Source organism: Salinispora pacifica CNR114 (assembly GCF_000514775.1).
GTDB classification, from domain to species: domain Bacteria; phylum Actinomycetota; class Actinomycetes; order Mycobacteriales; family Micromonosporaceae; genus Micromonospora; species Micromonospora pacifica.
In genome coordinates this window covers 1-26,545 of the sequence record NZ_AZWO01000053.1, presented here as the reverse complement: position 1 = coordinate 26,545, position 26,545 = coordinate 1, and the positions used below count along the sequence as shown (strand labels likewise).

19 protein-coding genes and 2 pseudogenes are annotated in these 26,545 nt (G+C 69.9%); 7 read left to right on the top strand and 14 right to left on the bottom strand.

What is annotated here, in order from left to right; all coding sequences use genetic code 11:
- Positions 1-342 precede the first annotated feature (342 nt).
- A complete protein-coding gene (locus B118_RS31990; protein WP_155256594.1) occupies positions 343-729 on the top strand; it encodes a hypothetical protein in 387 nt (128 codons plus the stop codon).
- An 84-nt stretch (positions 730-813) separates the two neighbouring features.
- Complete coding sequence (locus tag B118_RS0123135) at positions 814-1,320, top strand: HAD domain-containing protein (protein ID WP_018812466.1); 507 nt, start codon at positions 814-816, stop codon at positions 1,318-1,320.
- A 9-nt stretch (positions 1,321-1,329) separates the two neighbouring features.
- Here the strand turns inward: B118_RS0123135 and B118_RS31110 are convergent, their stop codons facing one another.
- The 5 genes and pseudogenes from B118_RS31110 to B118_RS0123115 form a co-directional block, all read right to left on the bottom strand.
- Entirely contained in the window at positions 1,330-1,812 is a 483-nt protein-coding gene (locus B118_RS31110; protein WP_080677933.1) for a DUF4279 domain-containing protein, read from the bottom strand.
- Between the two features lie 113 nt (positions 1,813-1,925).
- Positions 1,926-2,276 (bottom strand): annotated as a pseudogene (locus B118_RS28990) (ADP-ribosylation/crystallin J1); the annotation flags it as partial.
- 183 nt (positions 2,277-2,459) lie between these two features.
- Positions 2,460-2,546, bottom strand: coding sequence for a hypothetical protein (locus tag B118_RS33965; protein WP_420329471.1), 87 nt, complete (start codon positions 2,544-2,546; stop codon positions 2,460-2,462).
- Between the two features lie 529 nt (positions 2,547-3,075).
- The gene (locus tag B118_RS0123120; RefSeq protein WP_018219231.1) at positions 3,076-4,113 is read right to left on the bottom strand and encodes a peptidyl-alpha-hydroxyglycine alpha-amidating lyase family protein; all 1,038 of its coding nucleotides are present in this window, start codon (positions 4,111-4,113) and stop codon (positions 3,076-3,078) included.
- A 331-nt stretch (positions 4,114-4,444) separates the two neighbouring features.
- The gene (locus tag B118_RS0123115) at positions 4,445-5,374 is read right to left on the bottom strand and encodes a LysR family transcriptional regulator (RefSeq protein WP_028193522.1); all 930 of its coding nucleotides are present in this window, start codon (positions 5,372-5,374) and stop codon (positions 4,445-4,447) included.
- 135 nt (positions 5,375-5,509) lie between these two features.
- Between B118_RS0123115 and B118_RS0123110 the strand changes: the two genes are divergently transcribed.
- Together B118_RS0123110 and B118_RS0123105 are read left to right on the top strand one after the other, a co-directional pair.
- Positions 5,510-6,310 carry a glycine betaine ABC transporter substrate-binding protein gene (locus B118_RS0123110; protein ID WP_028193521.1) on the top strand — a complete coding sequence of 267 codons (801 nt, stop codon included), beginning with the start codon at positions 5,510-5,512 and terminating at the stop codon, positions 6,308-6,310.
- 53 nt (positions 6,311-6,363) lie between these two features.
- Entirely contained in the window at positions 6,364-6,843 is a 480-nt protein-coding gene (locus B118_RS0123105; protein WP_018219228.1) for a VOC family protein, read from the top strand.
- A gap of 213 nt (positions 6,844-7,056) precedes the next feature.
- Here the strand turns inward: B118_RS0123105 and B118_RS0123100 are convergent, their stop codons facing one another.
- Complete coding sequence (locus B118_RS0123100; RefSeq protein ID WP_028193520.1) at positions 7,057-7,896, bottom strand: metallophosphoesterase family protein; 840 nt, start codon at positions 7,894-7,896, stop codon at positions 7,057-7,059.
- Positions 7,897-8,186: 290 nt separating this feature from the next.
- Between B118_RS0123100 and B118_RS0123095 the strand changes: the two genes are divergently transcribed.
- On the top strand, positions 8,187-9,590 hold the full coding sequence (locus B118_RS0123095; RefSeq protein WP_028193519.1) for a sensor histidine kinase: 1,404 nt from the start codon (positions 8,187-8,189) through the stop codon (positions 9,588-9,590).
- Complete coding sequence (locus B118_RS0123090; protein WP_018219225.1) at positions 9,554-10,216, top strand: response regulator; 663 nt, start codon at positions 9,554-9,556, stop codon at positions 10,214-10,216. The genes B118_RS0123095 and B118_RS0123090 overlap by 37 nt, the downstream gene beginning before the upstream one ends.
- 93 nt (positions 10,217-10,309) lie before the next feature.
- Here the strand turns inward: B118_RS0123090 and B118_RS0123085 are convergent, their stop codons facing one another.
- The 6 genes and pseudogenes from B118_RS0123085 to B118_RS0123060 all read right to left on the bottom strand — a co-directional run bounded on the left by B118_RS0123085 (position 10,310) and on the right by B118_RS0123060 (position 20,924).
- Positions 10,310-12,874 (bottom strand): FtsX-like permease family protein, encoded by a 2,565-nt coding sequence (locus tag B118_RS0123085; protein WP_018812458.1) that lies wholly within the window; start codon positions 12,872-12,874, stop codon positions 10,310-10,312.
- On the bottom strand, positions 12,874-13,677 hold the full coding sequence (locus B118_RS0123080) for an ABC transporter ATP-binding protein (protein WP_028193518.1): 804 nt from the start codon (positions 13,675-13,677) through the stop codon (positions 12,874-12,876). Before B118_RS0123080 ends, B118_RS0123085 begins: the two co-directional genes overlap by 1 nt.
- A 137-nt stretch (positions 13,678-13,814) precedes the next feature.
- The gene (locus tag B118_RS0123075; RefSeq protein WP_026185108.1) at positions 13,815-16,655 is read right to left on the bottom strand and encodes a helix-turn-helix transcriptional regulator; all 2,841 of its coding nucleotides are present in this window, start codon (positions 16,653-16,655) and stop codon (positions 13,815-13,817) included.
- 1,234 nt (positions 16,656-17,889) lie between these two features.
- Positions 17,890-18,666: a thioesterase II family protein gene (locus B118_RS0123070; protein ID WP_018812456.1), complete on the bottom strand. Its 777-nt coding sequence runs from the start codon at positions 18,664-18,666 to the stop codon at positions 17,890-17,892.
- A gap of 100 nt (positions 18,667-18,766) precedes the next feature.
- Positions 18,767-18,978, bottom strand: a pseudogene (locus tag B118_RS33230) (carboxyl transferase domain-containing protein); the annotation flags it as partial.
- A gap of 164 nt (positions 18,979-19,142) precedes the next feature.
- Positions 19,143-20,924, bottom strand: a complete 1,782-nt coding sequence (locus tag B118_RS0123060; protein WP_018219217.1) for an MFS transporter — start codon at positions 20,922-20,924, stop codon at positions 19,143-19,145.
- An 83-nt stretch (positions 20,925-21,007) separates the two neighbouring features.
- On the opposite strand from B118_RS0123060, the gene B118_RS0123055 reads away from it, so the two are divergent.
- On the top strand, positions 21,008-21,595 hold the full coding sequence (locus B118_RS0123055; protein ID WP_018219216.1) for a TetR/AcrR family transcriptional regulator: 588 nt from the start codon (positions 21,008-21,010) through the stop codon (positions 21,593-21,595).
- A 113-nt stretch (positions 21,596-21,708) separates the two neighbouring features.
- Here the strand turns inward: B118_RS0123055 and B118_RS0123050 are convergent, their stop codons facing one another.
- Both B118_RS0123050 and B118_RS0123045 read right to left on the bottom strand, forming a co-directional pair.
- Positions 21,709-21,975: a hypothetical protein gene (locus B118_RS0123050; protein ID WP_018219215.1), complete on the bottom strand. Its 267-nt coding sequence runs from the start codon at positions 21,973-21,975 to the stop codon at positions 21,709-21,711.
- A gap of 208 nt (positions 21,976-22,183) precedes the next feature.
- Positions 22,184-26,545 (bottom strand): type I polyketide synthase, encoded by a 4,362-nt coding sequence (locus B118_RS0123045; RefSeq protein WP_272945116.1) that lies wholly within the window; start codon positions 26,543-26,545, stop codon positions 22,184-22,186.

Below are 26,545 nucleotides of genomic sequence, written 5' to 3'. Positions count from 1 at the left end.
ACTGGCTGCGCGGGCACTGGGCCATCGAAACTCTGCACCACATCCGCGACACCACCTACGCCGAGGACGCCAGCNGCCTACGCACCGGCAACGCACCCCGCGCCATGGCCACTCTGCGCAACACGGCGATCAACCTGCTCCGGCTAACCGGCATCACCACCATCGCTGCAGCCCTACGCCACAACAGCCGAAACCCATACCGGCCACTCCAACTACTCGGACTCGACTGAAACGGCCATATCGTCACTTGCCGGAACCCTGCAGGTACGCCTGCTCACCGTGCTGGACCAACACAGCGCAACCGTCCTGGGTCAGGTCGAAGAGGCCGACTACCGCGGTCCCGTGAGCGACCAGGAATTCACCGACGCAGAGCATGCACTCGGGGCAGCGTTGCCAGCCCGATGGCGGGCATATCTGCAAGGCCCGTCCTGGTTTCGCCGAGGGTGGACGAGAACAGAGTCCTATGTGCGACTCAACACACCACACGAAATGCTTGAGCAACACCACGCATGGAAGCAGAGCAACAAATCCCACCCCGGACTCGCAATCATCGGCGGCGACGGATCCCGCGAATATCTCATGCTCGACCTGCGCAGCGATCCCGCACCGGTCCTGCTGGCGGACATCAGCAGCACCGGCTGGGACGACGCCATCCGGCAAGCTGATGAGGTCGGCGAGTTCATCGGCCGTATCGAGGATGGCACCTTCGCGTTTGACTTCGGAGATTAGCGCTGAGGCCTACACCCGACGCCCCATCAGCAGCGTGGCCGACATCCGAACACCCCCTGCAGATGACATCGATATGATCTGATCGTGCTGCCCGACCTCGATAAGCGCCCCCTGATCTTTCTGGACGTCGACGGAACGCTCATCCCGTTCAAGGCCCGCCCTGGCAGTCGTACGGCTTGCCCAAGCGATAGCGGCAACCCGCTGCTCGATCGGCTTGACTCGAATGACGGGCGCCGACTGCTTGAGCTGGACTGCCAGTTGGTCTGGGCCACCACCTGGATGGCCGAGGCGAACGAGGTTGTCTCGCCCCGGCTCGGGCTTCCGGATCTGCCCGTCGTCGAGTGGCCTGACAGCGATGACACACGAACCGACGGTTTACACTGGAAGACCGCGCTCCTCGCCCAATGGGCTGATGGACGCCCCTTCGTCTGGCTCGACGACGAGACAACCGAACGGGACCGCCGATGGGTCGCCGACTGCTACCCCGGACCGGCACTGCTGCCACGCATCGAACCGACCGTCGGCCTGACCGAGACGGACTTCTCCGCAATCCACCAGTGGCTCAGTGGGTCCAACCTTCCCGGCGGCTAACCCCGCATCTCACCAGTCGTAGGCATACTCGTCGATGTCCAGTTCGGCACCCGTGAGCCGCAGGAACTCCAGCGTCGGCCGGTCAAGGTGCCAGCCCAGCAACTGATGCTGTCCCGGTAGCTTCTCCAGTCCGTCAATCGGCCCGGGGAGGTCCTCCGGTTCGCCTGCAGGGTGCCCGAAAGCCCGTACGACTTGAAGGACTGCCGACCCCGGACCACCATCCGCCCGGTCAAGTTCCGCCACGAGCGCACCGATCAGTGGGGCGTACCCGAACAATCGATCGACGATGCATGCGATCTGCTCGTCAACAGTCATGCTCGGCGTTCGACAGACCACCTTCCAGCAGTGTGCAGCCGGGAACACTGGATCAGCCGGGTGACGGCTGCCTCGGGTGGTGACTTCATCCGGCTCGATTCCCAGGCGTGCCGTAATCTCCACCGCGGGCATGGTCGTTGACCTCAGCCCGAAGTAGACGTACTGGGAGATCAGCATTCAGCGATGCGATCGGTATCCTCGGCTGCTGTCATCGGTCCACCTTCCCGTGGCTGCCGGAGCGGATAATCTCTGGGAGGCGCAACAGTTCGTCGTCGGAAGCCAGCCCCTCCGCTGCCCGGCCGGAACTCGTGAACCACCTCAATCAGCCCCACAATGTGCCGGTTGAACTCATCGAGTTCCTCGGCGGGCACCCAGAGCTCGAGGATGTCGCGGCCGCCGGCCTGCCGGACCGGATAGCGGGACGCGAACACCCGGTCCACCTCGAACCGGGTCACATAGCCGACCCCGGAAGCACCCACGTTCCACTCCCGGGCAATTTTGGTCGCGTACCGCTCGTTGAGGACCGGGTAGAAGATCGGCTGCTCGGGCAGCCGCGGCGGCCACGCCTTCCATCCGGAGGCGCACACGAGTTCCAACTCCTCGGGGCCGGTCGGCCGCCACAGAATCATCGTCTCGGTCATCATGGCACTCCTTTCTGGCGGGCGAACAGTACCGGCTGGCCCAGGGCACGGGCCAACCGGTTTCCACCTTCGTCGCCTCGCCCGGGCTGGCTGCGGCGAGTCGCCGCAGCTGACCATTGCGGCTGCCGGCATCGAGCGGCCCACAGCTGATGCGCCACCTCAGCCGGTGGTAGACAACACATTCTAGGTCGTCGCGGTTGAATGCGGCCGTGTTGGTAGGTGGCCGTCGTATGGGCCGACCTCGGCTACGGCTCGGCCGTCTCGCAGCACGATCTGGAGTCCGTGTTCGGGCTCTCAGTCACAGTTGCATTCCACACTGACGTAGACATTCTGATCGCGGAAGATGTTTCGTTCGACATGATTCGACGGGGTGCATGTGTCCGTAAACCCTCGCCGGGTGGCCCAAACACGTGGCGGCGAGTGCCTTTACTGGCAATCCTCGTGATCGAGTAGCGCTAGATAGAGGTCCTGCAGTTCCTTCCAGTCCCCGTCGCCGTACGGGCGACACCCACCATCGCATTCAGGGCGCTGAAAAGCTCGCCGCGTTCAACCGCCGCGCGCACATCGGCGGGCGTTGCCGGCGGCGGGTGAGTGGTCGAGCGCACCAATTCGTGGCTGAACGACCTCGGCAAGATCCGCCGCTGCATCGACCGCAACACCAAGGTCATCCTTTTACCCGTACCTGGCCACAGCGATCGTGACCGTCCGTCAGCTCATCCACCGAGCGCGGACCCGCTATCGCTGGGACACGCAACCCACCACCCGGCTCCGTTAACCCCTACTGCCGTCGCGAGACTATTCACTGGGAAGCCCATCGCCACAGGGGGGCACCGGCAAGAGCGGCCACGTATATCTCCCCCCGGACACCGATGGCGAGTTGGTGGGGGTTGGCGCGCTGGTCAGCTAGCGCCCACCGGTGGGTGACCTGCCCGGCGGTCGACAGCCGGCAAACGTAGCCGCGCTGCTCACCGTTGTTCTCATCCAGGAGATCTCCGCCGTCGAGGACGTAGACCGCGTCGTCTGGACCGATCGCGACGTCGTAAGGACGGCCCAGGGCGCTGCTGTGCCACACGTGCCGCACCGACCCGTCGGCATTGAAGACCTGCACTCGCGCGTTGCGCCGGTCAGCGACGTACACAGCTCCATTGCTGTCCAGGGCCACCCCATGCGGAATGTTGAATTGTGCCGGCTGGTCACCGAGTTCGCCCCACTGGCGGGTCAGCACGCGGTGCGTGTCGAACCGGGCCACCCGGGAGTTACGGTAACCATCGGTGACGACGATGGACCCGTCGGCCGACACGGCCACGTCGGTGGGGCGGGCGAAGATGTACTCGTCGAGGGTGCACGGCAGGTTGCTGAGGACGTTCCGTACTCGCAGGCAGGTTTCCAGCCCGGTGGGATAGTCGTGGCCCAGTTCACCGACCTGCCGCCCCGCCGCGTCGAACGTGGTGATCTTGTTGGTACTGACGTCGGTGACCCAAAACCGTCCCGCACTGTCGGCGGTGATCGAGTGAGGGGAACGAAACCGTCCCGCTCCCCAGGTCCGGCGCACCGTGCCGTCGCGCGGGTTCAGCACGACGACCGTGTCCGTGTCGATGACCGCGTCGTGGGCGAACGCGGTCCCCGCCCGGTGCAGCAGAGCTATCTCCCCGGTAGGCCCCACCGTGATTCCGGTACCGATACGCGCCGTGGTGGGTAACCGTCCCCACGGCCGTAACAGCCGGTCCTCGGGGATGGCGCCCACCGCGGGATCGCTGACCGTGGCCGCTGAGGGCGGATCGCCCCAGAGCGTAGCGCCGGCGGCGGTGAGCAGACCAAGACAACTACCGGTCAGCACGGCGCGGCGCGACAGTTGGGGGCGGGTCGAGCGTTTCGACGGCGGTTGCGATGACATGGTTTCACCCTGCCCATGCGCCCCACCAAGATCAATCAGGTGTTCCCCGGACCGAATCGCTCAGGTGTTACCCGTACGAACCCTGAGCACCTCATCAGGGCACGGGCCGTCCAGGCCCAGGTCCTTGCGCACCGCACCGCGCGGCCATGACTGTCGGCCCCCGCCTGCGCCCGGAAACGATCATCGTCACCAGCCGTGGCCTACCAAGGCGCCAGCTACCCGCCGTCATGTCGCTCACCAGACACAAACATCGCACCGCCTACCGCCGGTGGCTCTAAGGTCTCCCGACGTCCAGGGCGGGGAAGCGCTGGCGGACGTGGGTGGGGGTGAGGGGGACCTCCTCGGCAAGCATGTCGAGGAAGGCGTGGGTGATGGGGTCGGGCTGGCTGCGGGTGTACGCGGTCAGGGGGCGCAGCAGCGCGGGGTCCGGGCGGATCAGCGCCGCGTCGAAATGGGGAGGAACGGTGTTCCCAGGGACGAGCGCCAGACCCAGCCCGACCGCGGCGAAGTTGACCGCAAACGGCGCCTGCTGGGTACGCACGGTGATCCGGGGCTGGAAGCCCGCCTCGGCGCAGGCCCGGTCGAGAAGCTCAGCCAGGCCGCTGTCGGGGGTGAAGTGCACCCACTCCCGCTCGGCGAGGTCGGCGACGCGGACCCTGCCGCCGGGGGCCTCGGCCAGGGGATCGTCGGGGTGGGTGACCAGGAAGAACTCCTCCGCGCCCAGGTGCCGGATGGGGCCCTCCCAACTGGGCGGGGGCGGGCCGATGGCGATGTCGGCCTCGCCGTCCGCCATGGCGGCCGCGAGTTCGGTGGTGTGCCGGTGCTCGAACAGGGTGACGCGCACATCTGGGTGCCGGGCACGCCAGAGCGCCAGTGCCGTGGGCAGAATGCCGTAGCTCACCGAGTAGAGCGTCGCCAGCTGAAGCTCCCCCGAGGCGACCCCGGTGGCGCGCCGGGCCGCGGTGACGGCCCGGCGGGCGTCGGCCAGGGCCGCTCGGGCAGACGGCAGCATCGCACGACCGGCGGCGGTCAACCGCAGGCCGCGGGGAAGGCGTTCCAGGAGGCGGCCGCCCATCTCCTTCTCGAGGGCGTGGAACTGGTGCGACAGTCCGGGCTGGGTGATGTTGAGCAGGGCGGCAGCCTGGGTGAAGGACCCCTCGTCGACGATCGTCACGAAGTATTCGAGCTGACGAAGCGTAGCCATGCACTCAGCTTATCGAGTCAAAAATTTCCTGTCATTGGACGCATGATGTGTGGTGGGTGCAATCTGGTTCCGCCGCGGGGAACTCCGGTCCTCCCGGTTCTCACAACACCCGACGCGAAAGGCAGGGAATTTCGCATGGACACGGGCATTCGCCAGCCGGCGCTCATGGTAGGGAACATCTCGCTGTCGTTCCACCGCGCCGCGGCCGCGGTCACCCGCCGCGTTCTGGAGGATTCCGGGCACGAAGTACGCACCATCGAGGCACCGCACCAGCGGCTCTTCGAGTTACAGGCCACGGGAGAGGTCGATGTGCTCGTCTCGGCCTGGCTGCCCTCCAGCCACGGGGAATACCTGTCCGCATACCGCGACCAGGTGCAGGTCCTGCCCGCGCACTACGAGCCGTACTGCGTCTGGGCGGTACCCCCGTACGTCCCGGCCGACGCGGTCGGCGAGGTCGCCGACCTGGCCCGCCCCGACGTGGCCGACCGAATGACCGGGACCATCGACGGCATCAATCCCGGTGCCGGCATCAGCCGCTTCTCCGCCCAGATGGTCCGTGAATACGGTCTCGATCGGCACGGCTACGCGTTCCAACCGGGGACCGAATCTTCCTTCATCAGCCGGGTGGAGCGCGGTATCGCCGAGCGCGAATGGTTCGTGATTCCGCTCTGGCGGCCACAGTATCTGAATCTGCTCCACGGCCTGCGGCCGCTGTCCGAGCCCAAGGGCCTGCTGGGCGGAGTGGACGCGGCGAGCCCGGTCATCACCAACCGCGCCATGGACGTCATCGCCCCCGAGGCGTTGGAACGGCTACGCGGCCTCCACCTCGGCAACGAGGGAGTGGAAGCGATCGACAAGCTCATCAACGTCGACGGGCTGGCACCGCTGGACGCCGCCGACCGCTACCTGGGCCGCGAGGCCGCCGGCACCGGCTGACCCCGTCCCTTGTTCCATCCCGCACCACACCCATCCCCAAGGAGAGAACCAGCATGACCGCCCCCATTTCCAACCTGGGCCTGGACCACATCGCCCTGCGCACCTACGACATCGACGCCAGCGTCCGCTTCTACACCGAGGCACTGGGCTTCCGGGTCGCCCACGAGTGGAGCGCGCCCGAGGCCGGCGTCAACCGCTGCGTCTTCCTCGACGCCGGCGACGACCGGGTGATCGAGCTCTTCGACGCCGCCTCCACCCCGCCCGGCGGTTCGGCGCGGCAGTTCGACGCCGAGCCCCGTCCGAGCGACGAGGAGCGGGCGCGAGCCGCCACCCTGGTGCACTTCGCGATCCGTACCGAGGAGCCGGCCGTGCTCTTCGAGCGGGCCGTCGCCGGCGGCGCCCGTCCGCTGATGGCGCCCGCGCGGATCGAGACCAAGGGGGCCACCGCCATGACCCTCGAGGTCAGCTTCGTGTACGGCCCCAACGGCGAGGTCATCGAGTTCATCAAGCGGCCGCGGCCGCAGCAGTCCTGAGCGCCGGGCGGCGTTGACTCGGCCAGACCTGGCAGCGACGTGAGGAAATCCCGGTCCGGGCCGCCTCGGACCGGGATTCGTCGGGAGTGCCGATCGGGGCCGGCCAGGCGCCCTGGCTGGCGCTGCTGGTCAACGGGCGAACCCTGCTACCGGAGCCAATCCACCATTCTGCTGGGCCGACGATCGACCGCAGCTGCCTCGTCGGGGCGAAGGTCAGACCGGTGCGGGCGTGGGCAGCACCGGGCGCAGCCACGAGGCGGGGTGGCCGCGGGGGCGCCACTCCCGGGGATAGCCGACGGAGACCTCCTCGAAACGCACCCCGTCGTGCCAGGTGACTCGGGGGATGTGTAGGTGGCCGTAGATCACGGTGCGCGTGTGGAAGCGGCGGTGCCATCCGGCGGTGAGCTCGGTGCCGCACCACTGGGCGAACTCGGGGTACCGCAGGATGTCGGTGGGCGTGCGGACCAGCGGGTAGTGGTTGACCAGGACCTTCGGCACGGTCGGATCGCAGTCGGTGAGGCGGTCCTCGGTCCTGGTCACCCGGGCTCGGCACCAGGCGTCCCGGCTCGGATGCGGGTCGGGGTGGAGGAAGACCTCGTCGGCACAGACGATGCCGGCGGCGTGGGCCCGGGCCAGGGCCTGCTCCTTGCTGGTGACGCCCGGCTCGCGGAACGAGTAGTCATAGCCGACGAACAGCGGCGCCACCAGTAGCGGCCCGCCGACGCCGGTCCAGACCGGGAAGCTGTCCTCGGGAGTAGTCACGCCGAGGTCCCGGCACCGCCGCACCAGGGCCTGGTAGCGGGCGTCGCCCCGCAGCTGGACCGGGTCTCGGGGGTGGGTCCACAACTCGTGGTTGCCAGGCGCCCAGATGACCTTGGCGAACCGTTCGCTGAGCAGGGTCAACGCCCACGTGACGTCGGCGAAGAGTTCGGCGACGTCGCCGGCGACGATCAGCCAGTCGCCTGCCGCGTGGGGCCGCAGGCTCTCGACGATCCTCCGGTTCTCCGGGTACGCCACGTGCAGATCGCTGACGGCGTAAATACCGGCGTTCATCGGTGCGGTCCCCTCATCTGGCCCGGTACGGCGACGACGGTCAGGGGTAGCCCCGTACCGCACCGACTCCCGGAACATCGCACCGTCGCCGACGGCATCCGGCGCCGGACGGCGTCCGACGTCGACGAAGCGCGTGGCCCACACGCTAGGGTCCGCCGCCGGCCACGCCAACCCTTAACGGACCCCTACCCCGGTCTCACCGGCACGCCGCCGCCGGACCGCCGTGACGGCCGGCCCACCGGGACCACTCAGGAGCCCAGGTCTCACCCCGACGTGGGACACTCCTATCCATGGGCGAGTTGACCAGCGACGCGGTAGCCGAGCCGGGGTCACCACTCCGCCCGGTTGATCCGGAACGCGTCGGCCCCCACCGGCTGCGCCGCCTGCTCGGCGTGGACGCCATCACCATCGCGCACATCCGGCCGGCCCTGTCGCGAGCCCTGCGGGCGACCGGCCGGGGCGTGGTGCTCGCGGCCACCGCCGTGCTCAGTCTGGTCCTCTTCGTCGCCACCACCCTCGCCACGGCGTTCATCCTGCTCGGCGTCGGGATGCTACTGCTGCCACTGCTCACTCCGCTGGTCCGCCGGCTGACCGGGCTGTGCCGGGAACTCGCCGCCCGCTCCGGGGTCACCATCGCCACGCCGTACCTTCCCGGAAGGCCGTCGGAGCCGGGGGTAGTCGGCTGGGTGCAGCGCTGCCGATTCATCCTCACCGACCCGGCAAGCTGGCGTGACCTACTATTCTTGCTGCTCAACGCCGCGGTCGGCTTCGTGCTCGGGCTGCTGCCGGCCACTCTGCTGGTGTACGCAGTGGAGGGGTTGTTGCTCTCCTCCGGGTTCTGGATGCTGATACGGGAGTCCGGGGTGGACTTCTGGTACGGCTTCACCCCGATGGACACCTGGCCACGGGTGGGGGTCGGGGCCCTGGTCAGCCTGACGGTGTTCGTCGTCTGGCTGGCCGCGGCCCCAAGGCTGGTCGCCGGGCACGCACACTTCGCCAGAGCACTGCTCGGGCCGAGCGGGCGAGCGTTGACCGCCTCCCGCATGCGGCACCTCTCGGAGACCCGGTCGGACGTCATCAACATCCAGGCCACCGAGCTACGCCGGATCGAGCGCGACCTACATGATGGCGCGCAGGCACGGCTGGTGGCGATCGGCATGAAGCTCGGCGCGGCCACCCGCCAGCTGCGTACCAATCCGGATGCCGCGGAGATGCTGCTGGTCGATGCACGCAACGCTACCGCCAGCGCGCTGGAGGAGTTGCGCTGCCTGATCCGCGGCATCCACCCGCCGGTACTCGCCGAGCGCGGCCTGGCGGACGCCGTCCAGGCGATCGCGTTGGAGAGCCCGATCGACGTCGCCGTCACCGCCGACGTGCCCGGTCGATTGGCCGCGCCGGCGGAGTCCGCCGTCTATTTCGCCATCTCCGAACTGTTGACCAACATCGTCAAGCACGCCAACGCCGACCGGGCGAGTATCGACCTGCGCCATCAGGACGGTGCCGTGCGCGCGGTGGTGGTCGACAACGGCCAGGGTGGCGCGGATGCCGGCACCGGCACCGGTATCCGGGGCATCGAACGGCGTTGTGCTACGTTCGACGGGACATTCGTCCTCAGCAGTCCCGAAGGTGGGCCAACCATCGCAACCCTGGAGCTGCCGTGCGCGTTGTACTCGCCGAGGACCTCTTCCTGCTGAGACAGGGCATGGTCCAGCTCCTCGAATCATACGACTTCGAAATCGTCGCGGCGGTTGACAATGGTCCGGCCCTGCTCGATGCGCTGGTGACCCTGCGCCCGGAGGTGGCGGTGGTGGACGTGCGGCTACCGCCGACCTTCACCGACGAGGGTCTCCAGGCTGCTCTGGAGGCGCGGCGCCGCTGCCCCGGGCTACCCATCCTGGTGCTCTCCCAGCACGTCGAGCAGTTGTACGCCAAGGAGCTACTCGCTGACGCCAGCGGCGGCATCGGCTACCTGCTGAAGGACCGGGTGCTCAACAGCGACCAGTTCGTGGACGCCATTCGACGGGTCGCCGACGGTGGCACCGCGATGGACCCGCAGGTGATCTCGCAGCTGCTGGCCGTCCGGTCCCGCCGGGAACCGCTGTCGATGCTGACCCCGCGTGAACGGGAGGTGTTGGAGCTGATGGCCGAGGGATGTTCGAACACGGCCATCGCCCAGCGCCTCATCGTCAGTCAGGGCGCGGTCGCCAAATACACGACCAGCATCTTCGCGAAGCTCGATCTGGCACCGGCGGAGGACAGCAACCGCCGAGTGCTGGCCGTGCTGGCCTACCTCAACAGCACCCGCGTCGACGTCGCCTGACAGCACCCCGGCCCGGGGGCGGGCCTGCCGACGACGGCACGTAGTGGTGCCCCGGTCGGGCCACCGGGGCACCACTGGTCGTTGCGCTGCTCGCTACTCCACGGCGACGGCAGCTTCCGCCGGCCGGGCGAGCATCGCCCGGCGTCCGGGCAGCAGGGTGGCGGCGAAGGCGAGCACCGCCGCGCCCGCCACCACGGCCAGGTAGATCCAGAACGGCCCGGATGGTACCGGTCGCCCCAGCACCACGATGCTGAACGGCAGCAGCGTGGCGATGGAGGCGATGGTGCCGAGCACCACCCCGATGACGGTGACCGTGCCCGCCTCCACACTGAGCATCAGCAGGGACTGCCGCCGGGTGGCGCCGATGAGGCGCTGCATACCCAACTCCTGGCGGCGACCAGCGGTCGCCACGATCAGGGTGTTCGCCACCGAGATCAAGGTGTAGCCGGCGACCAACGCGACGAGCAGATAGTTGACCCACGCCAGGGTCTTGGTGCGTTCGGCAAAGGTGGTGATCGCCTCGCGTCCCTCGATCATGGTGCCGGGATGGTCGACGACCTCCTCCCGCAGATTGGCCACCAACGTGTCCCGGTCGGTGCCGGGCTCGGCGGTGACGAGGATCTGTCGGGACAGTCCGGTGGTGCTGTGCGCGGCGAGCAGGTCGGCGGGGAGCAGGATCGTCTCGAACCCCTCCTTGGCCGGGTAGAGCGCCACCACCCGCAGGTCCACCGCCGACCGGTCGCCGAGCCGTAGGGTGATCTGGTCGCCCACGCCGAGGTTGAGGTTCCTCCCGGCGACCTCGGGCAGCGCCACCGCGTCGCCGGTGAGGTCACCCAGGTTTCCGGCGACGGTCCGGATGCCGGTGATGGCGGCGGCGCTGGCGCCACTCACGCCCTGCAGGGGCCACGGCGACTCGACGTGCGACCCGTCGTACGGCTTGTTGATCCAGCCGGCGCTGGTGACGTACGCCGACGCCGCCTCGACGCCCGGCGCGGAGCGGATCGCCTCGACGGTGTCGGCGGGGAACCCACCGGTGGTGGAGCTGAGCACCACGTCGGCACGGAGGTTCTCGGAGTAGTAACGCTCGGCGGCCTCGTTCTGGGTGGTTTGGAGGTAGAAGTTGGCCACCGCCAACGCCACCGCCAGCATGATCGGGGTGACCGCAGCGGCCACCCGGACCGCCCGCGTCCGCACGTTGATCGTGCCGAGGTAGCCGGCGAGCCCGAAGAACGCCCGCACCGGCAGGCTCAGTACGGCCGCGAGGAGCCGGGTGAGCCCCGGGCTGATCAAGGCGATCGAGATCGCCCAGCACATCACCGCCGGCCCGGCGGTGGCCGAGGCCACCGGCCCCTCCATCACGATCGCCGTCACCAGGATCAACGCGAATCCGCCGGCGAAGAAGAGAAGGGAGAACAGCACCCGGGGCCAACTGACCCACCTGCGTTGCAGGGCCGCCTCGGCGATGCCAGCAGTCGGCCGGATCTTGGAGGGGCGTCGACCGGCGACGTAGGCGGCCACCAGGGCGGCGAAGATCCCGATGGCGGGCGCGGCAAGGTAGGGAAGGAAGCCCTGGTGGAACTCGACCACCGGCGAGATGACCCCGGCCGCCGAGACCAGGCGGTAAAGCAACGGACCCAGGAACACCCCCGGGAGGCAGCCGAGGATCGCCGCACCGACCGCGACCACGAGCGCCTCGCGACGCACCATCGTGCGGATCTGCCGCGGTGTCGCGCCGATGGAGCGCAGCAGGGCGAGTTCCTTCTGCCGCTGCTGCACCGACAGGCCCAGAGTGCTGGCGATCACGAAGATCGCCACGAAGACCGTCATCCCGCCGAAGACGCCGGCGAGCGGGATGAGCTGCGCCTGCCCGCCGACCGCCTCGGGGAACTCGGCCAACCCGCGGTCATCGCCGGTGAGGACCACCAGCTTGCGGTCGGCGAGGGTCTGTTCGATCCGGCCGCGCAGATCCGCCACGTCCGTGCCGGGCTTCGCCAGCACACCGATCGCGTCGGCGCTGCCGGCGTGTGGGTTGAGCCGCCGCTCGTCGTCGCTGGAGAAGAAGAGCGCGGACTGGCTCGTCTCGCCCGGCGGGGCGGCAATGCCGGTCACTCGGAAGGAGGAGGTGGCGCCGCCGACCACGATGTCAACCCGGTCACCGACTCCGACCTGCGCCAGCCGCGCCACCCCCCGGTCCAGGACAACCTGACCAGCCTGGGTGGGTGGCCTCCCGTCCAGCTGGTACGGCCCGAGCTCGGCCGACTCCCAGCTGTGGCCCAGCGACCCGGACCCGACGATCACCGGCGCCCCGTCGCGGACGACGGTGGCGGTGAAGGACGACTCAGCGATGGCCCGTTCGACCCCGGGCACCCCCTGGATCTTGCTGACCAGCGCCGGATCGATCCAGTACCGCTCGGCCAGCGGGACCGACTTGATGTTCTTGGTGTCCTGTGGGTCCTCCTTGGGCACGCCATAGGTCTGCTTACCGCTCACCACGACGTCGGCCGCCGCGAGCCGCTGCGGCGGGACCGCCAACCGGACACCGGTCTCCATCAACCCACCACTGGCGACGATCAGCGCCACGCCGAAGAAGACCGCGAGGAAGGTCGCCATGAACGCGAGCCTGCGGTAGCGCAGGGTGCGCCATGCGAGGTACATCATCAGAAGCCACCCCGGCCGGTGGACTGCGGCGCGCGACCCTGCTGCCATGCGGTCAGGTGCGTCATCCGCTCCGCCACCACGTCCGCGGTCGGGGCCTCCAGCTCACCGACGAACTGCCCGTCAGCGAGAAACAACACGCGATCCGCAGCAGCGGCGGCGACCGGATCGTGAGTCACCATGATGATCGTCTGGCCGCTCGCCGCCGTCTCCCGAAGCAACTGCAACACCTCACTGCTGGTCTGGGTGTCCAGCGCGCCGGTCGGCTCGTCGGCGAAGATCACTGCCGGCCGCATGATGAGCGCACGCGCGATCGCGACCCGCTGCTGCTGACCACCGGAGAGCTCACTCGGAAGATGCCTGCGCCGCTCCGCCAGCCCCACCCGACCCAACACCTCCACCACAGCGGAACGATCCGGCCGCCGGCCGGCCAACCGGAACGGCAAACCCACGTTCTGCTCGACATTCAGCGCCGGCATCAGGTTGAACGCCTGGAAGATGAAACCGACCCGCTCCCGACGCAGCCGGGTGAGCTGGTTCTCGTTCATCCCGTTGAGTTCCTTGCCGTCCAGCACCACCGACCCGGACGAGGGCACGTCAAGCCCCGCCGCACAGTGCAGGAAGGTGCTCTTGCCAGAACCCGAGGGCCCCATCACCGCCGTGAAGCTACCCCGCGAAAAGCTCATCGTGACGCCCCGCAGTGCCTCCACCCGATTCCCGCCGCGCCCGTACGCCTTACGCACGTCGTCCAGCCACACCGCGTCCACGCCGTCAACCGAGGTCCGCCGGTCCTTGTTCCTGTTCACCTCATGCTCCCCCGCAGAAGAAGTCGCCGAACGGCGGTGGGTACCTGTTCACGGTATGAATCGAGCAGGCGCCATTCTATGGAGCTAATGACCCGAACAGGTGGGCCTAGGCCCACCTACAGACCGACCACACCGGGTCAGCTCGCCTGGACCGGCGCCGACTCCCACTGCGGCCAAGACTGCTCCGCGCCACTCGACGTCACGGCCAGCAACCCGGCCCCAGCGGAGTCCATGGGCAGCCCCAACGACAGTTCGGTGCGGCGCCGGACGTTCAGCTTCCGATAGACCCGGGTGAGGTGCTGCTCGACGGTGCTCACCGTGATGTACAGCTTCTTGCCGATCTCCCGGTTGGTGTGGCCAAGCGCGGCCAGGGTCGCGACCCGCTGCTCGGCGTCGCTGAGTCGGGACATCTCCTCGTGCTCCGGCGTGGCGTCCGCCTCGTCGCCCCCGGCCGCGTCGCCGCTGGGCAGCAGCCGGCGGCACAGCGCCTGCGCCTGGATGTCCTTGGCGAGTTGGGTGGCGCTGCGCGCCACCACCCGTGAGGTGTTGAACTCCCCCCGGCCGTAGTGCGCTCTGCTGAGGGCGGCGAGGGCCAGGGCGAGCTGGAACCGATCACCGGACTCCTGGAGCAGGTTGGCCGCCTGGCGCAGGGTGTTGACCCGCTGCTTCACGTCCAGCGCCGAGCCGAGTAGCCGCAGCGAGATACCCCTGGTGCGAATGCTCTGGGCGCCGGGACGGGAGAGTTGCTCGGTCACCATCTTCCGCGCCAGATCGGGCCGGCCGGAGCGCAGGTAGACCTGGGCCAGGTCGCCCCGCCAGGGCAGCAGGGTCGGCAGGTCCATCCCCCACTGGGTGGCCAGATGCCCGCAGGTCTCAAAGTCGGCGAGCGCGGCGTACACCCGTCTCCCGGCCAGGTGTAGATGGCCCCGGGCGCGCAGATACAGCGGCCAGAACCAGGTGTCCCGCATCGCGTCCGGGATGACGTACCTGAGCAGGGCCTTGGCCTCATCGAGCTTGTCCAGGCCGATTTTGGCGAGCAGCATGTTGGACAGCGGTGAACCGATCGCGACGCCCCAGTTGTGCGGCGACATCGCGTCCAGGGCCTCGCGGGCGAACCGCTCGCCGAGCGGCAGGTCACCCTGCCGGAGTGCGATGTGCGACCGGACGTCGGACAGGATGGCGTGCCAGGTGGTGCCCCGGGAGCCGGCCTCCGCGCCGAGTGCGTCGCACCAGTGCACCGCCTGGTCCATCCGGTCGGCGTAGACCAGCGTCTGCAACGCACACAGCGCCGACTCCGGGCCGACATCAACCAGCATGTGGCTGCCGAGCACCTGCTCGGCTCGGGCGATCGCCTCGTCGGTCACCCCTTCGGTGAGCACGGTGGTCAGGGACGGCGTGGCCCACCCAAGCGAGCCGTCCGTGCGGGACAGGGCGCGGACCGGCGTGGTCGCCGCCGTGGCGCCGGGGGCGGCGTCGAGCCCCGCGAAGGCGACCGGGAAGTACAGCCGCAACCATTCGGCGCCCCCGTCCAACTCGGCGGCGGTCGTGGCGTCCAGTTGGTGTCGGGCGTCCCGCAGGTGCCGTAGGGTCTCCTGGGCTTCCTCCAGGTGGCCGTGCCAGAGCTGGTAGCGCAGCAGCGCGGCTGCGTGCCGCTCGGAGAGGTGCCCAGCCCGCAGGGCGTCGCGTTGGGACTGGAGGTGCTGGCTGACCGCCGCCGGGCTGACCCGCCACTGGCAGTCGGCCAGCATTGCGGTCAGTGCTGCCCGACGGGGTGCGTCGTGGCACATCTCGTGGGCCAGTTTGAGCGACTCGACCGCGTCGTCGACCCGGTCGTCGGCGAGCGCGTGCGTCGCCGAGTCCTGTAGGAGAGCAATCGCCCACGGCTCGGTCAGACCCCCGGCCGCGAGCAGGTGACCCCCGATCGCCGGAACCGGGGCGCCCTCGGCGTGCAATAGCTCCGCCGCGCGGGCGTGCATCTCGGACAGCGCCTCCGGGTCCAGGTCGTGCAGCACCGCCGCGCACGCCGCGGGGTGTCGGAACCGGCCCGCGTCCAGCAGGCCGGACAGGGTAAGCGCCTTGAGCACCCACTGGACCCGGGCCGGCTTACTGTCGAGCAGCCGGGCCAACAGTGCCGGGGTGGCGAACTCGTCGAGCAGGGCCAGCCCGTGAGCCGTCGCCAGGATCGCTGGGTCCCACCGCCGCAGGCACGCCAGGACCGCCTGACGGAACTGGTCGCCGACGACCGCTTCGGTGGCGTCGGTCGGCCCGGCGGCACGCCGGTCCTCGCCGAGCGCGTGTAGCAGCAGTGGGTTGCCGCCGCTGATCCGGTGGTACGCCGGGGCCTGCGCCAGAGCCGTCTCGTCGTCGGTCCAGCCCCGGAGCACCTCGGCGACTCCGGCCTCGGACAGCGGTGACAGCTGGATGGTGTAGAAGCATGCCTGCCGGGTTAGCTCGGCGCGGAACTCGGGGTTGACCGGCTGCGGTTGCGGCGACTCGGTGAGGACCACCAGGATCTGTGCGGCGGTGAGCCGGCGCTGCAGGTAGAGCAGGGTCTGCAGGGTGGTCTTGTCGGCGAACTCGACATCGTCGACGAGTAGGACAAGCGGCCGGTCCCGGGCGATGTCGAGCAGCTTGCCGCACATCACCTGCACGGCCCTGATATCGGCATCGCCCTTGGTCGTGGCGGCCTCGGGGCCGATGAACGCGCCGACGCATCGCATCACCTCGGTCGGCAGCGGCACGCTGTTGAACAGCTGCCCCATCACGGCGGCCGGCAGCATCTGCTCTGCCCGCGAGCAGGTGGCGCTCAGCACCAGCCCGCCTGCAGTGTCGACATGATCGGCTACGGCCCGCAGCAGCTCGGTCTTGCCCGTGGCACCGGGACCGCTGATCAACACGACCCGTCCTCTGCCCGTGGCGCTTCCGGCGTAAAGGTCCCGCAGGATGTCGAGCTCGCGGCCTCTCTCTACGAGTTCCACCCGTCTCCCTTTGTCAGCGATGACGCATCGAACGGAGCGCAGCCGCCTACCGGGACAGGCCCCCGACGAAGAGGTTCGGCTCGATGCCATGCGGTCCGCCGAGCCCCACCCGGCTACTGGGCAGCTCAGCCCGAAAACCATGATTTGCAATGATGATCGTCAATTGGATTGACGCTTTCACCGCGCCTCGACGGCGAGGACAGCATACCTAGACACGCGTACAAGTTGGAAGTGGGATGGTGACACTTCGTCACCGAATATCACGCCAGGACGAAAGTTAGGTTTGGTTGACCTTCGCTCGGCTTGTTGAGCACCACCGGCGAGGCAGCGTAGGGGTGGTGAACGAGCGCACTCGTCCTCAGTAGACCACAAGCTCCGACGCCAGTCGTCGCCCGCGAACAGGCGCCACTCGTTGCCGGCCTCCCACACCGCGTTCGGTGCCGGCCGGGATGATCGCGAGGCAGAGTGGACGTCGGGCGGGTAGCTGAGGTGGGGCGGGTAGTGGGGACCAGGCAGCACCTGGTCGACGGACCCGCTCCCGGGGGGCACGCCGTGGTATCGGCGATCGGTCACCGTTGCCGCAGCCCTTGCAGGCCCGCGGCGTCCGCCGGGCACCCGGTGCTCGAACCGCTTCATCCCGGGCCTTGACACGTCACGTCGGCCGACTGAGGCGACCGTGCTGGAGCACGTCACCAGCGCGGCTGACCACCGGCGCGTCGCACCCACTGGTGGATGCAGGACGGCGAGAGATGGCCGCCCTCCGCAACCTCGCGCTCGCCCTGATCCGGTCGGCCGGACACCCCAGCCGGCGAGGCACGTCACGCCGCAGGTGATCGGGCACGTCACCAAGAGCATCCCAACTGGAGGGTGTTCGTCTTGGCCGGTCAGGCGTGGGAAGACAGCAATATTACAAATCAATTCCAGTGTTGATCAGCCGTGCCGGCCTGGCGACAAAGGCATCACGAATGCTACTCCCTGAGCCAGGAAGTGGCCCAGGTTGGCCAGCCGCCGAAATTCGGCTGCCGACCGAGGGTAGGAGTCCCCTCCGCGTGGACGAACACAAAGACGAACAGCAACGACAGTTCAATGGTCAGCCGGGAAACTATGGCCGCCGCAGCGACGACCCGTCACGGGTCATGGTCTACCGCGGGACCAGGCCCCAAGATCGCCGATTGAGGGGCACGGTAACCGGGGCACACCGGTTGCCGGCGTCCCCCTGTCACCGTCGTCCCGGTTACCCGATCGGCTCGCTGGGCAACAGCCGCTCCAGCTCGGCCCCGATCAGCCGGATCACGTCGCCGGCATGGTCATTGAGATAGAAGTGCCCCCCGGGGTACACCTGGACGTCGCAGTCACCGGTGGTGTGCCGACACCAGTCGTGCGCCTCGTCCAGGGTGGTCATCGGGTCGACGTCACCGGTGAGCACGGTGATCGGGGCGTCCAGCCGTTGGTCCGGGTCGGCCCGGTAGGTCTCCACCGCCTTGTAGTCGCCCCGCACCGCGGGCAGGATCATCGGCAGCAGCTCCGGATCGCCCAGCACCCGCGGGTCCGAGCCGCTCAGCCTGGCCAGTTCCCGCAGTACCCCGGCGTCGTCCCGGGTGTGTACGTACCGCTCATCACGAACCCGGGACGGGGCCCGACGACCGGAGACGAACAGTCGCAGCGGTGGTCGGCCCGTCCGCAGTTGCAGCCGCAGGCCCACCTCGTAGGCGAGCACCGCGCCCATGCTGTGGCCGAAGAGCGCCACCGGCCGGTCCAGCCACGGCCCCAGCGCATTGAACACCCCGTCCGCCAGGTCGGTGACCGAATCCAGCACCGGCTCATGTCGGCGGTCCTGCCGGCCCGGGTACTGGATCGCCAGCACGTCAACGGCGGGCGAAAGTGCCTTGGAGACCGGAAACAGGTAACTGGCCGAACCGCCGGCATGCGGCAGTGCCACCAGCCGGATCGCGCTGGACGGCGCCGGATGGAACCGCCGCACCCAGAGGTCGTTCTCGAGGGTTGCCGTCATCACTGGTCCCTTACGGATCGGCGCTGCGGGTACCTCCGCAGCGGGACATCTGGAGCCGGACGTTCCCGGGCTGGCCTGGCCCCGGTGGCGCCTCGGCCAGCACTCGGGGAACCGCCGCCTCGACGAGGGCGTGCAGCAGCTTCGCCCCGCGCCGGACCACCCCGCCCGCTCCTCCTTGTCACCGAGCAGGTGCCCGGGGAGGGTGACCAGGACGACCAGCGGTACGCCGAGCGCATCGCGCGTCCGCACGAACCGCGCCGCAACCTGATCGTCATCATTGCTCCCTGCCGGGCGGACCGGTCGGCACGCCACGCGGCACCTTCGTGCGGCACCGGTGTCCTCTGACGAAGCGAGCGTAGGAACGCCCGGAATGCCGGGACAACCCCTATGCGGAGCGCCGGCCCCCCTAGCCCCACCACTGCTGCGAGCTGCGCAACCCGGCGCACCAGGCTGATACTTCCATGGTAAGCGGAACGTCACCGCCCGACCGGGCCGGTACGGTCCGGCCACCGGGTGGGCCGGCCGGGGGGTGGCGACGGGGCGGCCGGCTCCGGACCGATCTGGACCGCCGGACCCGGCTCAGCGTCGGCGGTCGCCTCCGCCGGCACGGCGTTGGTCGCTGTCGATTCGGCGTTGACCGGGGTGGCATCGGCGGCGGCCACGGTTCCCTCGACGTGGGTCGCGCCGTTGGCCGTCGAGGGGGTCGGGTCGCCGGACCCGCCGGACGGGCCCTGCCCGGGCACCGACACGCCCACGTTGCGCAGCAGCACGGCCGCCAGGAACGCCGTCACCAGCAGGATGCCGGCCGAAACGATCGCGGCGGCCCGCAACTCGTCGGTGAAGGCCGCCCGCGCCAGCGTCACCAGGGTGTCCGCTGCGGTCGTGGAGAGCGTCCGGCTCTCCACGACCGCGCCGCCCAGCGTCTCCCGGGCCGCAGCCCAGGCCTCCGACGGCACCCCGTCCGGTGCTTCGCCGGAGAGCTCCCGCCGGTAGACGTACGCGCCGATGCTGCCGAGGATCGCGACGCCGAGGGCCGCACCGAACTGGCTGCCGGTCTCGGAGAGTCCGGCAGCGGCGCCGGCCCGCTCCGGGGGCGCGGTAGAAACGATCAGCTCGGCGCTCAGCGTCAGCACCATGGCGACGCCACCCGCCAGCAACGCCTGGCCGAGCACCGCGGGGGCCAGGCCCGACTCGTCGCCGACCTGGGCGAGCACCACGCAACCGGCGGTCGCCACCAGCAGGCCACCGGCGGCGACGTAGGCGCGTTTGAAGCGCTGGGCGAGCATCGGGGCCAGCACGGCCGCGCCGATGCCCGCCGCACCGGCGGCCGGCAGTGACCACAGGCCGGCGGTGAACGGGCGCAGCCCGAGCACCAACTGGAGGTACTGGCTGATGAAGAACATGAACCCGACCAGCGCGAAGTTGGCGAGCACATTCATCACCACCGCCGCGCTGAACGCCGGGGCACGGAACAGCCGGACATCGATCACCGGGTCGTCGAGGCGCCGCTGACGCAGCACGAAGACGGCCAGGAAGGTCAGTCCGGCGACCAGGCCGGCCACCGGCGGCCAGTCCATGCCGTCCTCGGCGAACTGCTTGACGCCCCAGATCATGGGCAGCACCGCGACGAACGCCAGTACCGTGCTCAGCAGGTCGGGCCGCCCGGCGGCCGCGTTGCGGAACTCGGGCAGCAGCAACGGCGCCAGGATCAGCAGGAGCAGCATGATCGGCACATTGATCTCGAAGACGGCGCCCCAGGAGAAGTACTGGAGCAGCGCGCCGCCGGCCACCAGGCCGATGACCCCACCGGCGGAGAAGCCGGCCGCCCAGATCCCGATCGCGGCCCGTCGCTCGTTCTCGTCGTGGAACATGTTGCGGATCAACGACATGGTCGACGGCATGAGCGTCGCACCGGCGGCGCCCATCACCGCCCGGGTGCCGATCAGCATGCCGGGGCTGGTGGAGAGGGCCGTCGCCACGGACGCCGCGCCGAACACCGCCGCGCCGATCATGAGCAGTCGCCGACGCCCGATCCGGTCCCCCAGTGTCCCCATCGGAATCAGCAGGCCAGCCAGTACGAAGGCGTAGACGTCCGTGATCCAGAGGAGTTGGCTACTGGTCGGCTCAAGGTCCGCCGTGATGAACGGCAGAGCGTACGACAGCACGGTCATGTCCATACTGATGATCAGTGTCACCATGACGAGTACCGCGAGACCGATCCACTCGCGGCGACCGGCCTTTGCCTGCGCTGTAGCCATGGCCAAAAGCTACACGGGGTTTTATACGCGCGTATACATCCGGTGGGGTGAATAAGGGGGTGGTTCCGAGTAGGGTGGCGCCTGTGGGTCATCGGGAACGTCTGCTGGTAGGGGCCAGGAACTGCCTCTACGAACGCGGCTACACGCGCACCACCGCCCGCGACATCGTCGCCGCTTCGGACACCAACCTGGCGTCGATCGGCTACCACTTCGGCTCCAAGGAGGCGCTGCTGACCGCAGCGCTGGTGCAGGCCTTCGAGGAGTGGGGCGTCGAGATTGACCGGGTGCTGCGCGACGGCACCCAGCCCGACCTGATGGACCGACTAGAATCGATGTGGACCGGCCTGGTCGAGTCGTTCGCCACGCAACGGCCGCTCTGGGTCGCCGGGATCGAGGCGTTCGCGCTGGCCGAGCACCGTCCGGAGCTGCGGGCGCAACTGGCGGAGAGCTACGCCCGCGCCCGCCCGGCCCTGGCCACCTTCGTCATCCGCGACGGCGGCGAGGACGTCACTGACGAGACCCGCAAGGCCGTCGGCTCGTTCCTGCTGGCGCTGATGACCGGGCTGACAGTGCAGCGGCTGCTCGACCCCAAGGCCGCCCCGTCCGGCGAGGAGCTGGCCGAGGCACTTCGGCTGATCATCAGCGCGGTCAACCACACCGCCAGCGCCTGACCCCGCCCACCGGGCAGGGGTTCCGCCCTTCCTCGACCAATGACCTTCCCAGCGCAGGGGCAGGGGGCTCGATAGGGGTCACCCCCACCGCCGGGCCGGCTCGTGCCACCGCGTCACTCCACCCGGACCAGACCGGCGCGGAGCATGTCCTCCAGCCAGACGTCGAAATCCCGTCGGGTGGCCGCCGGATCGGCCGACCACTGCCAGGCCAGGACACCGGCCGCCCGCTCCAGCGAGCCGCCCTGCTGCTGCAACGCGATCCACATCGCGGCGGCGGTCGCGCCGAACCGGTATCGCAACCCGCTCCGTTCGGAGACAAGCTCAAGCTGTCCGTTCCGGGTGACTTTGGCCACGATCCCCTCTTCGAGTCGCACCCGCATCCTCCCTGCCTCTCCCGCGTCCACCCTGGTGGTGGCCACCGGCTAACGTCACCAAGCCTGCTCACTACCGTATGATGTTGAACGGTCACGCGATACGGTCATGGACCCACGCCGAAGGTGGACCAAAGCCCACCCATCCGCGCAAGGGAGACCTGAGTCTGCCGACCACCGTGGGCGCCAACGGGCCTCGGATCCCGGGATCGGACGATCAGTCCGACCCCTGCAGTTCGTCGTCGAGAATCTCGAACAGCTCGTCCGCGGTGGCCGACGTCAGGTCCTCGGCGGCCGGCTCCGCACCGGCCGCGCCGTACGTGGCGTTCCACCGAGACATCAGTGCCTGAAGCCGGAGGGTAATTCGGCCCCGCTCCCCCTCGTCCGGCACGGTGTCGTCCATCAACGCCTCGAGCCGGGCCAACTCGGCCTCCAACGACGGAGTGCCCCGCAGGACACCGGTCAACTCGGACCGGACGAAACGGGCCACCGCCGCCGGACTGGGATAGTCGTAAATGAGCGTCGCCGGCAGGCGCAGCCCGGTGGCCGCCCCGAGGCTGTTGCGGAATTCCAGGGCCGCGAGCGAGTCGAAGCCGAGTTCCAGAAAGCCCCTGTCCGCGTCGATCACATGCGAACGGTCATGCCCCAACACCTCGGCGACACGGGCGCAGACCAGCTCGGTGACCATCCGGTCCGCGTCGTCCGGCGTCAGACCCGCCAGCCGGTCGGCCAGTGACCGCTTCCCGGCCGCCGGACCGGCCGCACCGGCCGCCGTCCGCCGGGTCGGGACGGGGACCAGGCCGCGCAGCAGCGGCGGCACGCCCTCCACCCGTGCCCGGACCGCGGCCAGGTCGAGCCGGACCGGCAGGACCAGCGCCGGTCCCGCCTGGACGGTCGCGTCGAACAGCGCCAACGCGTCCCCGGTGGACAGCGCGGACACCCCGGATCGGGCCATCCGGCGCAGGTCCACCTCGCCGAGGTGGCCCGTCATCCCGCTACCCGGCTCGGCCCACAAGCCCCAGGCCAAGGAGCTGCCGGCGAGCCCGTGCGCCCGCCGGTGCTGGGCCAGGGCGTCCAGGTAGGCGTTCGCAGCGGTGTAGCTGGCCTGGCCGGCACCGCCGAGAGTGGCCGCCGCCGACGAGAACAGTACGAACCAGCGCAGCGACCGATCCAGCGTGAGTTCGTGCAGGTGACGAGCGGCCTCCGCCTTGGGGGCCAGCACCGCCGCCGTCCGCTCGGACGTCAACGTGTCCACCAGCCCGTCGTCAAGCACACCGGCCGCGTGGATCACCCCGACCAGCGGGTGCGCGGCGGGCACCCTGTCGAGCAGGGCTGCCGCCGCCGCCCGGTCGGCCACGTCACAGGCCACCACAGTGACCTCCGCACCGGCCGCCGCCAGACGGGCGACCAGTTCCTCCACTCCCGGGGCCGCCGGGCCCCGCCGACTGGCCAGCAGCAGTCGCCGTACGCCGTGCCGGGTGACCAGGTGCTCGGCGACCAGCCGGCCCAACCCCCCGGTACCACCGGTGACCAGCACCGTGCCCTCGGAGTCCGGATCGACGGGCAGTTCGCCGTCGGGCACCGGCAGCGGCGCGAGCCGGGGCGCGAACAGCTCCGCCCGGCGCACCACCAACTGCGGCTCAGTGTCAACGGCCAGCGCCGCTCGCAGCCCGGTGGAATCCGCGCCGTCCAGGTCGACCAGGGCCAACCGGCCCGGGTTCTCCTCCTGCGCGGCCCGGACCAGACCCCAGATGGTGGCGTCCACCGGTCGGGGCACGTCCTCGCCGTCCGCGGTGGCGATCGCCCGAGCGGTAACCACCGCCAACCGGCTGCTGGCGAACCGCTCGTCGGCGAGCCAGCCCTGTACGAGGGCGAGCGCACCAGTCGCCGCCGCCACGGTCGAGTCCGACGTGGCACGCCAGGCAACAACGACGGTCCGCGGCGCGGTACCGGTCCGCTCGATATCCGCCGCGAGCGCCGCGAAATCCGGGTGACGGGGCGCCCCGAGGCCGAGGGCGTCGTCGCCGAGGACCACCGTCGCGTCGTTCGTGGAGGTCTCCGGGGCCGGCACCGGGGTCCAGGCCACCTGGTACAACGACGAGCGGCGGCCGGCCCGCGCCCCGCCAAGCTGGTCGGCGGCCAGCGGCCGGACCACCAGCGAGGCCACCGAGGCCACCGGTACTCCAGCGGTGTCGGCCAGCTCGAAGGAGGCCTCCTCCGGCCCGATCCGTCGCAACCGCACCCGTAGCGCCGCCGCCCCGGTGGCGTGTAGGGCGACACCCCGCCAGGCGAACGGCAGCCGGAGCAGGTCGTCGCTCGGGTCCGTCCCAGTCAGGTCGAGGGTGTGCAGCACCGCGTCGAACAGCGCCGGGTGCAGGCTGAACCGCTCGGCCGAGGACCAGACGTCCTCCGGAAGCGCCACCTCGGCGTACACCTCGTCATCCCGACGCCAGGCGGCCCGCAGCCCTTGGAACAGCGGGCCGTAGTGGTAGCCGGAGTCGGCAAGCCGGTCGTAGCGCCCGTCAAGATCGATTGGGACGGCGCCAGCCGGTGGCCAGGCGCCGCCGGTCGGCGCGGCGGGGACGGTGGCGGCCACCGGGGCGAGCACACCAGTGGCGTGCCGGGTCCACCCCTGCACGCGGTCGTCTGGCTGGGAGTACACAGTTACCGGGCAGCGCCCCGCCTCGTCGGGTACCCCGACCACCACCTGGAGGTCCACACCGCCCTGCTCAGGGACGATCAGCGGGGCCTCCAGCGTCAGCTCCTCCACCAGGTTGCAGCCGACCTGGTCCCCGGCGCGGACGGCCAGCTCGATGAACGCCGTACCGGGCAGCAGTACCGTCCCGGCGAGGGCATGTTCGGCCAGCCACGGGTGGGTCCGCAACGACAGCCGACCGGTCAGCACCGTGCCGTCGGCACCGGCCAGCCCGATAACCGCGCCGAGCAACGGGTGGGCGGCGGCACGCTGGCCGAGGCCGGGCACGTCGCCCCCGCTGCCCGCCGGGACGTCGAGCCAGAGCCGGCGACGCTGGAAGGGGTACGTCGGCAGGTCGGTGACCCGGGCCCCGGTGGGCGCAAACCAGGCCCGCCAGTCGACCGGGACGCCCCGGGTGTGCAGCGTGGCGACGGCTGTCAGCAGGGTCGCCGCCTCCTGCCGACCACCGCGCAACACCGGCACCAGGCTGGCGTCCGCCATGTCGGTGACGCAGTCCCGACCCATCGTGGTCAGCACGGCGTCCGGCCCGACCTCCAGGAACGTGGTGACACCGGCGGCCTGCAGGGTGGCGATGCCGTCGCTGAACCGGACCGCCTCCCGCACGTGCCGCACCCAGTACTCGGGGGTGCAGATCTCGTCGGGATCGGCGAGCCGACCGGTCAGGTTGGATACCACCGGCACCCTCGGCGGGGCAAAGGCCAGACCGGCCACGATCTGGTGGAACTCGGCCAGCATCGGCTCCATGTGCGGCGAGTGGAACGCGTGGCTGACCCGCAGCCGTTTGGTCCGGTGGCCCCGCGCCCGCCAGCCGTCGGCAACCGCGCCGACGGCGTCGTCATCGCCGGAGATCACCACCGAGAGCGGGCCGTTGACCGCCGCGATGCCCAACTCCGCCTCCCGGCCGACCAGTTCCCGGCGTACCTCTGCCTCGGACGCCTCGACCGCCACCATCGCGCCGTCCTCGCGCATGCCCTGCATAAGCCGGCCCCGGGCGGTGACCAGGGTGGCAGCGTCGGGCAACGACAGCACCCCGGCGACGTGAGCGGCGGTGATCTCACCGATGGAGTGCCCGGCGACCAGATCGGGCCGGATGCCCCACGAGCCGAGCAGACGGAACAGCGCCACCTCGATGGCGAAGAGCGCGCTCTGGCTGTAGCCGGTCTGGTCGAGCAGCGCGGCGTCGGCGACGTCCGGTTCGGTGTAGAGCACCTCCCGCAGCGGCCGGTCGAGCTGCGCGTCCAGGTGTCCACAGACCTCAGCGAAAGTCTCCGCGAAGGCCGGGTACGCCGCGGCCAGCTCACGGCCCATGCCGAGGCGCTGGGCGCCCTGTCCGGTGAAGAGCATGGCCAGCTTGCCGGCGGACGGGGAGCCCTGCACCAGTTCGGCGGAGTCGGCTCCCTCGGCGACGGCGCGCAGGGCGCGGATCGCGTCGTCCCCGGCCGCGGCGACCACGACGGCCCGGTGTTCCCAGGCTGTGCGGGTGGTGGCCAGCGAGTAGGCCACGTCGAGGGCGCCGCCGGTGCCGGCGACCAGGTCGGCCTGGGCACGCAACGCCTCCGCCGAGCGGGCGGACAGCAGCCAGGGCAGCACGGGCGGCGTGACGACCGGGGCGACGTCGGCCGTGGGCGCGTCGACGGGAGGCATGTCGGTCGCTGTTGCGTCGGTGGGGGATGGGTCGGTGGGTGGTGCCTGTTCGAGGATGACGTGGGCGTTGGTGCCGCTGATGCCGAATGATGAGACACCGGCACGGCGGGGCCGGTCCAGCGCCGGCCACCCCTGCGCCTCGGTCAACAGCCGTACCTCCCCGGCCGACCAATCAATCTGCGGAGACGGCTCCGCAACATGCAGCGTGCGCGGCAACAC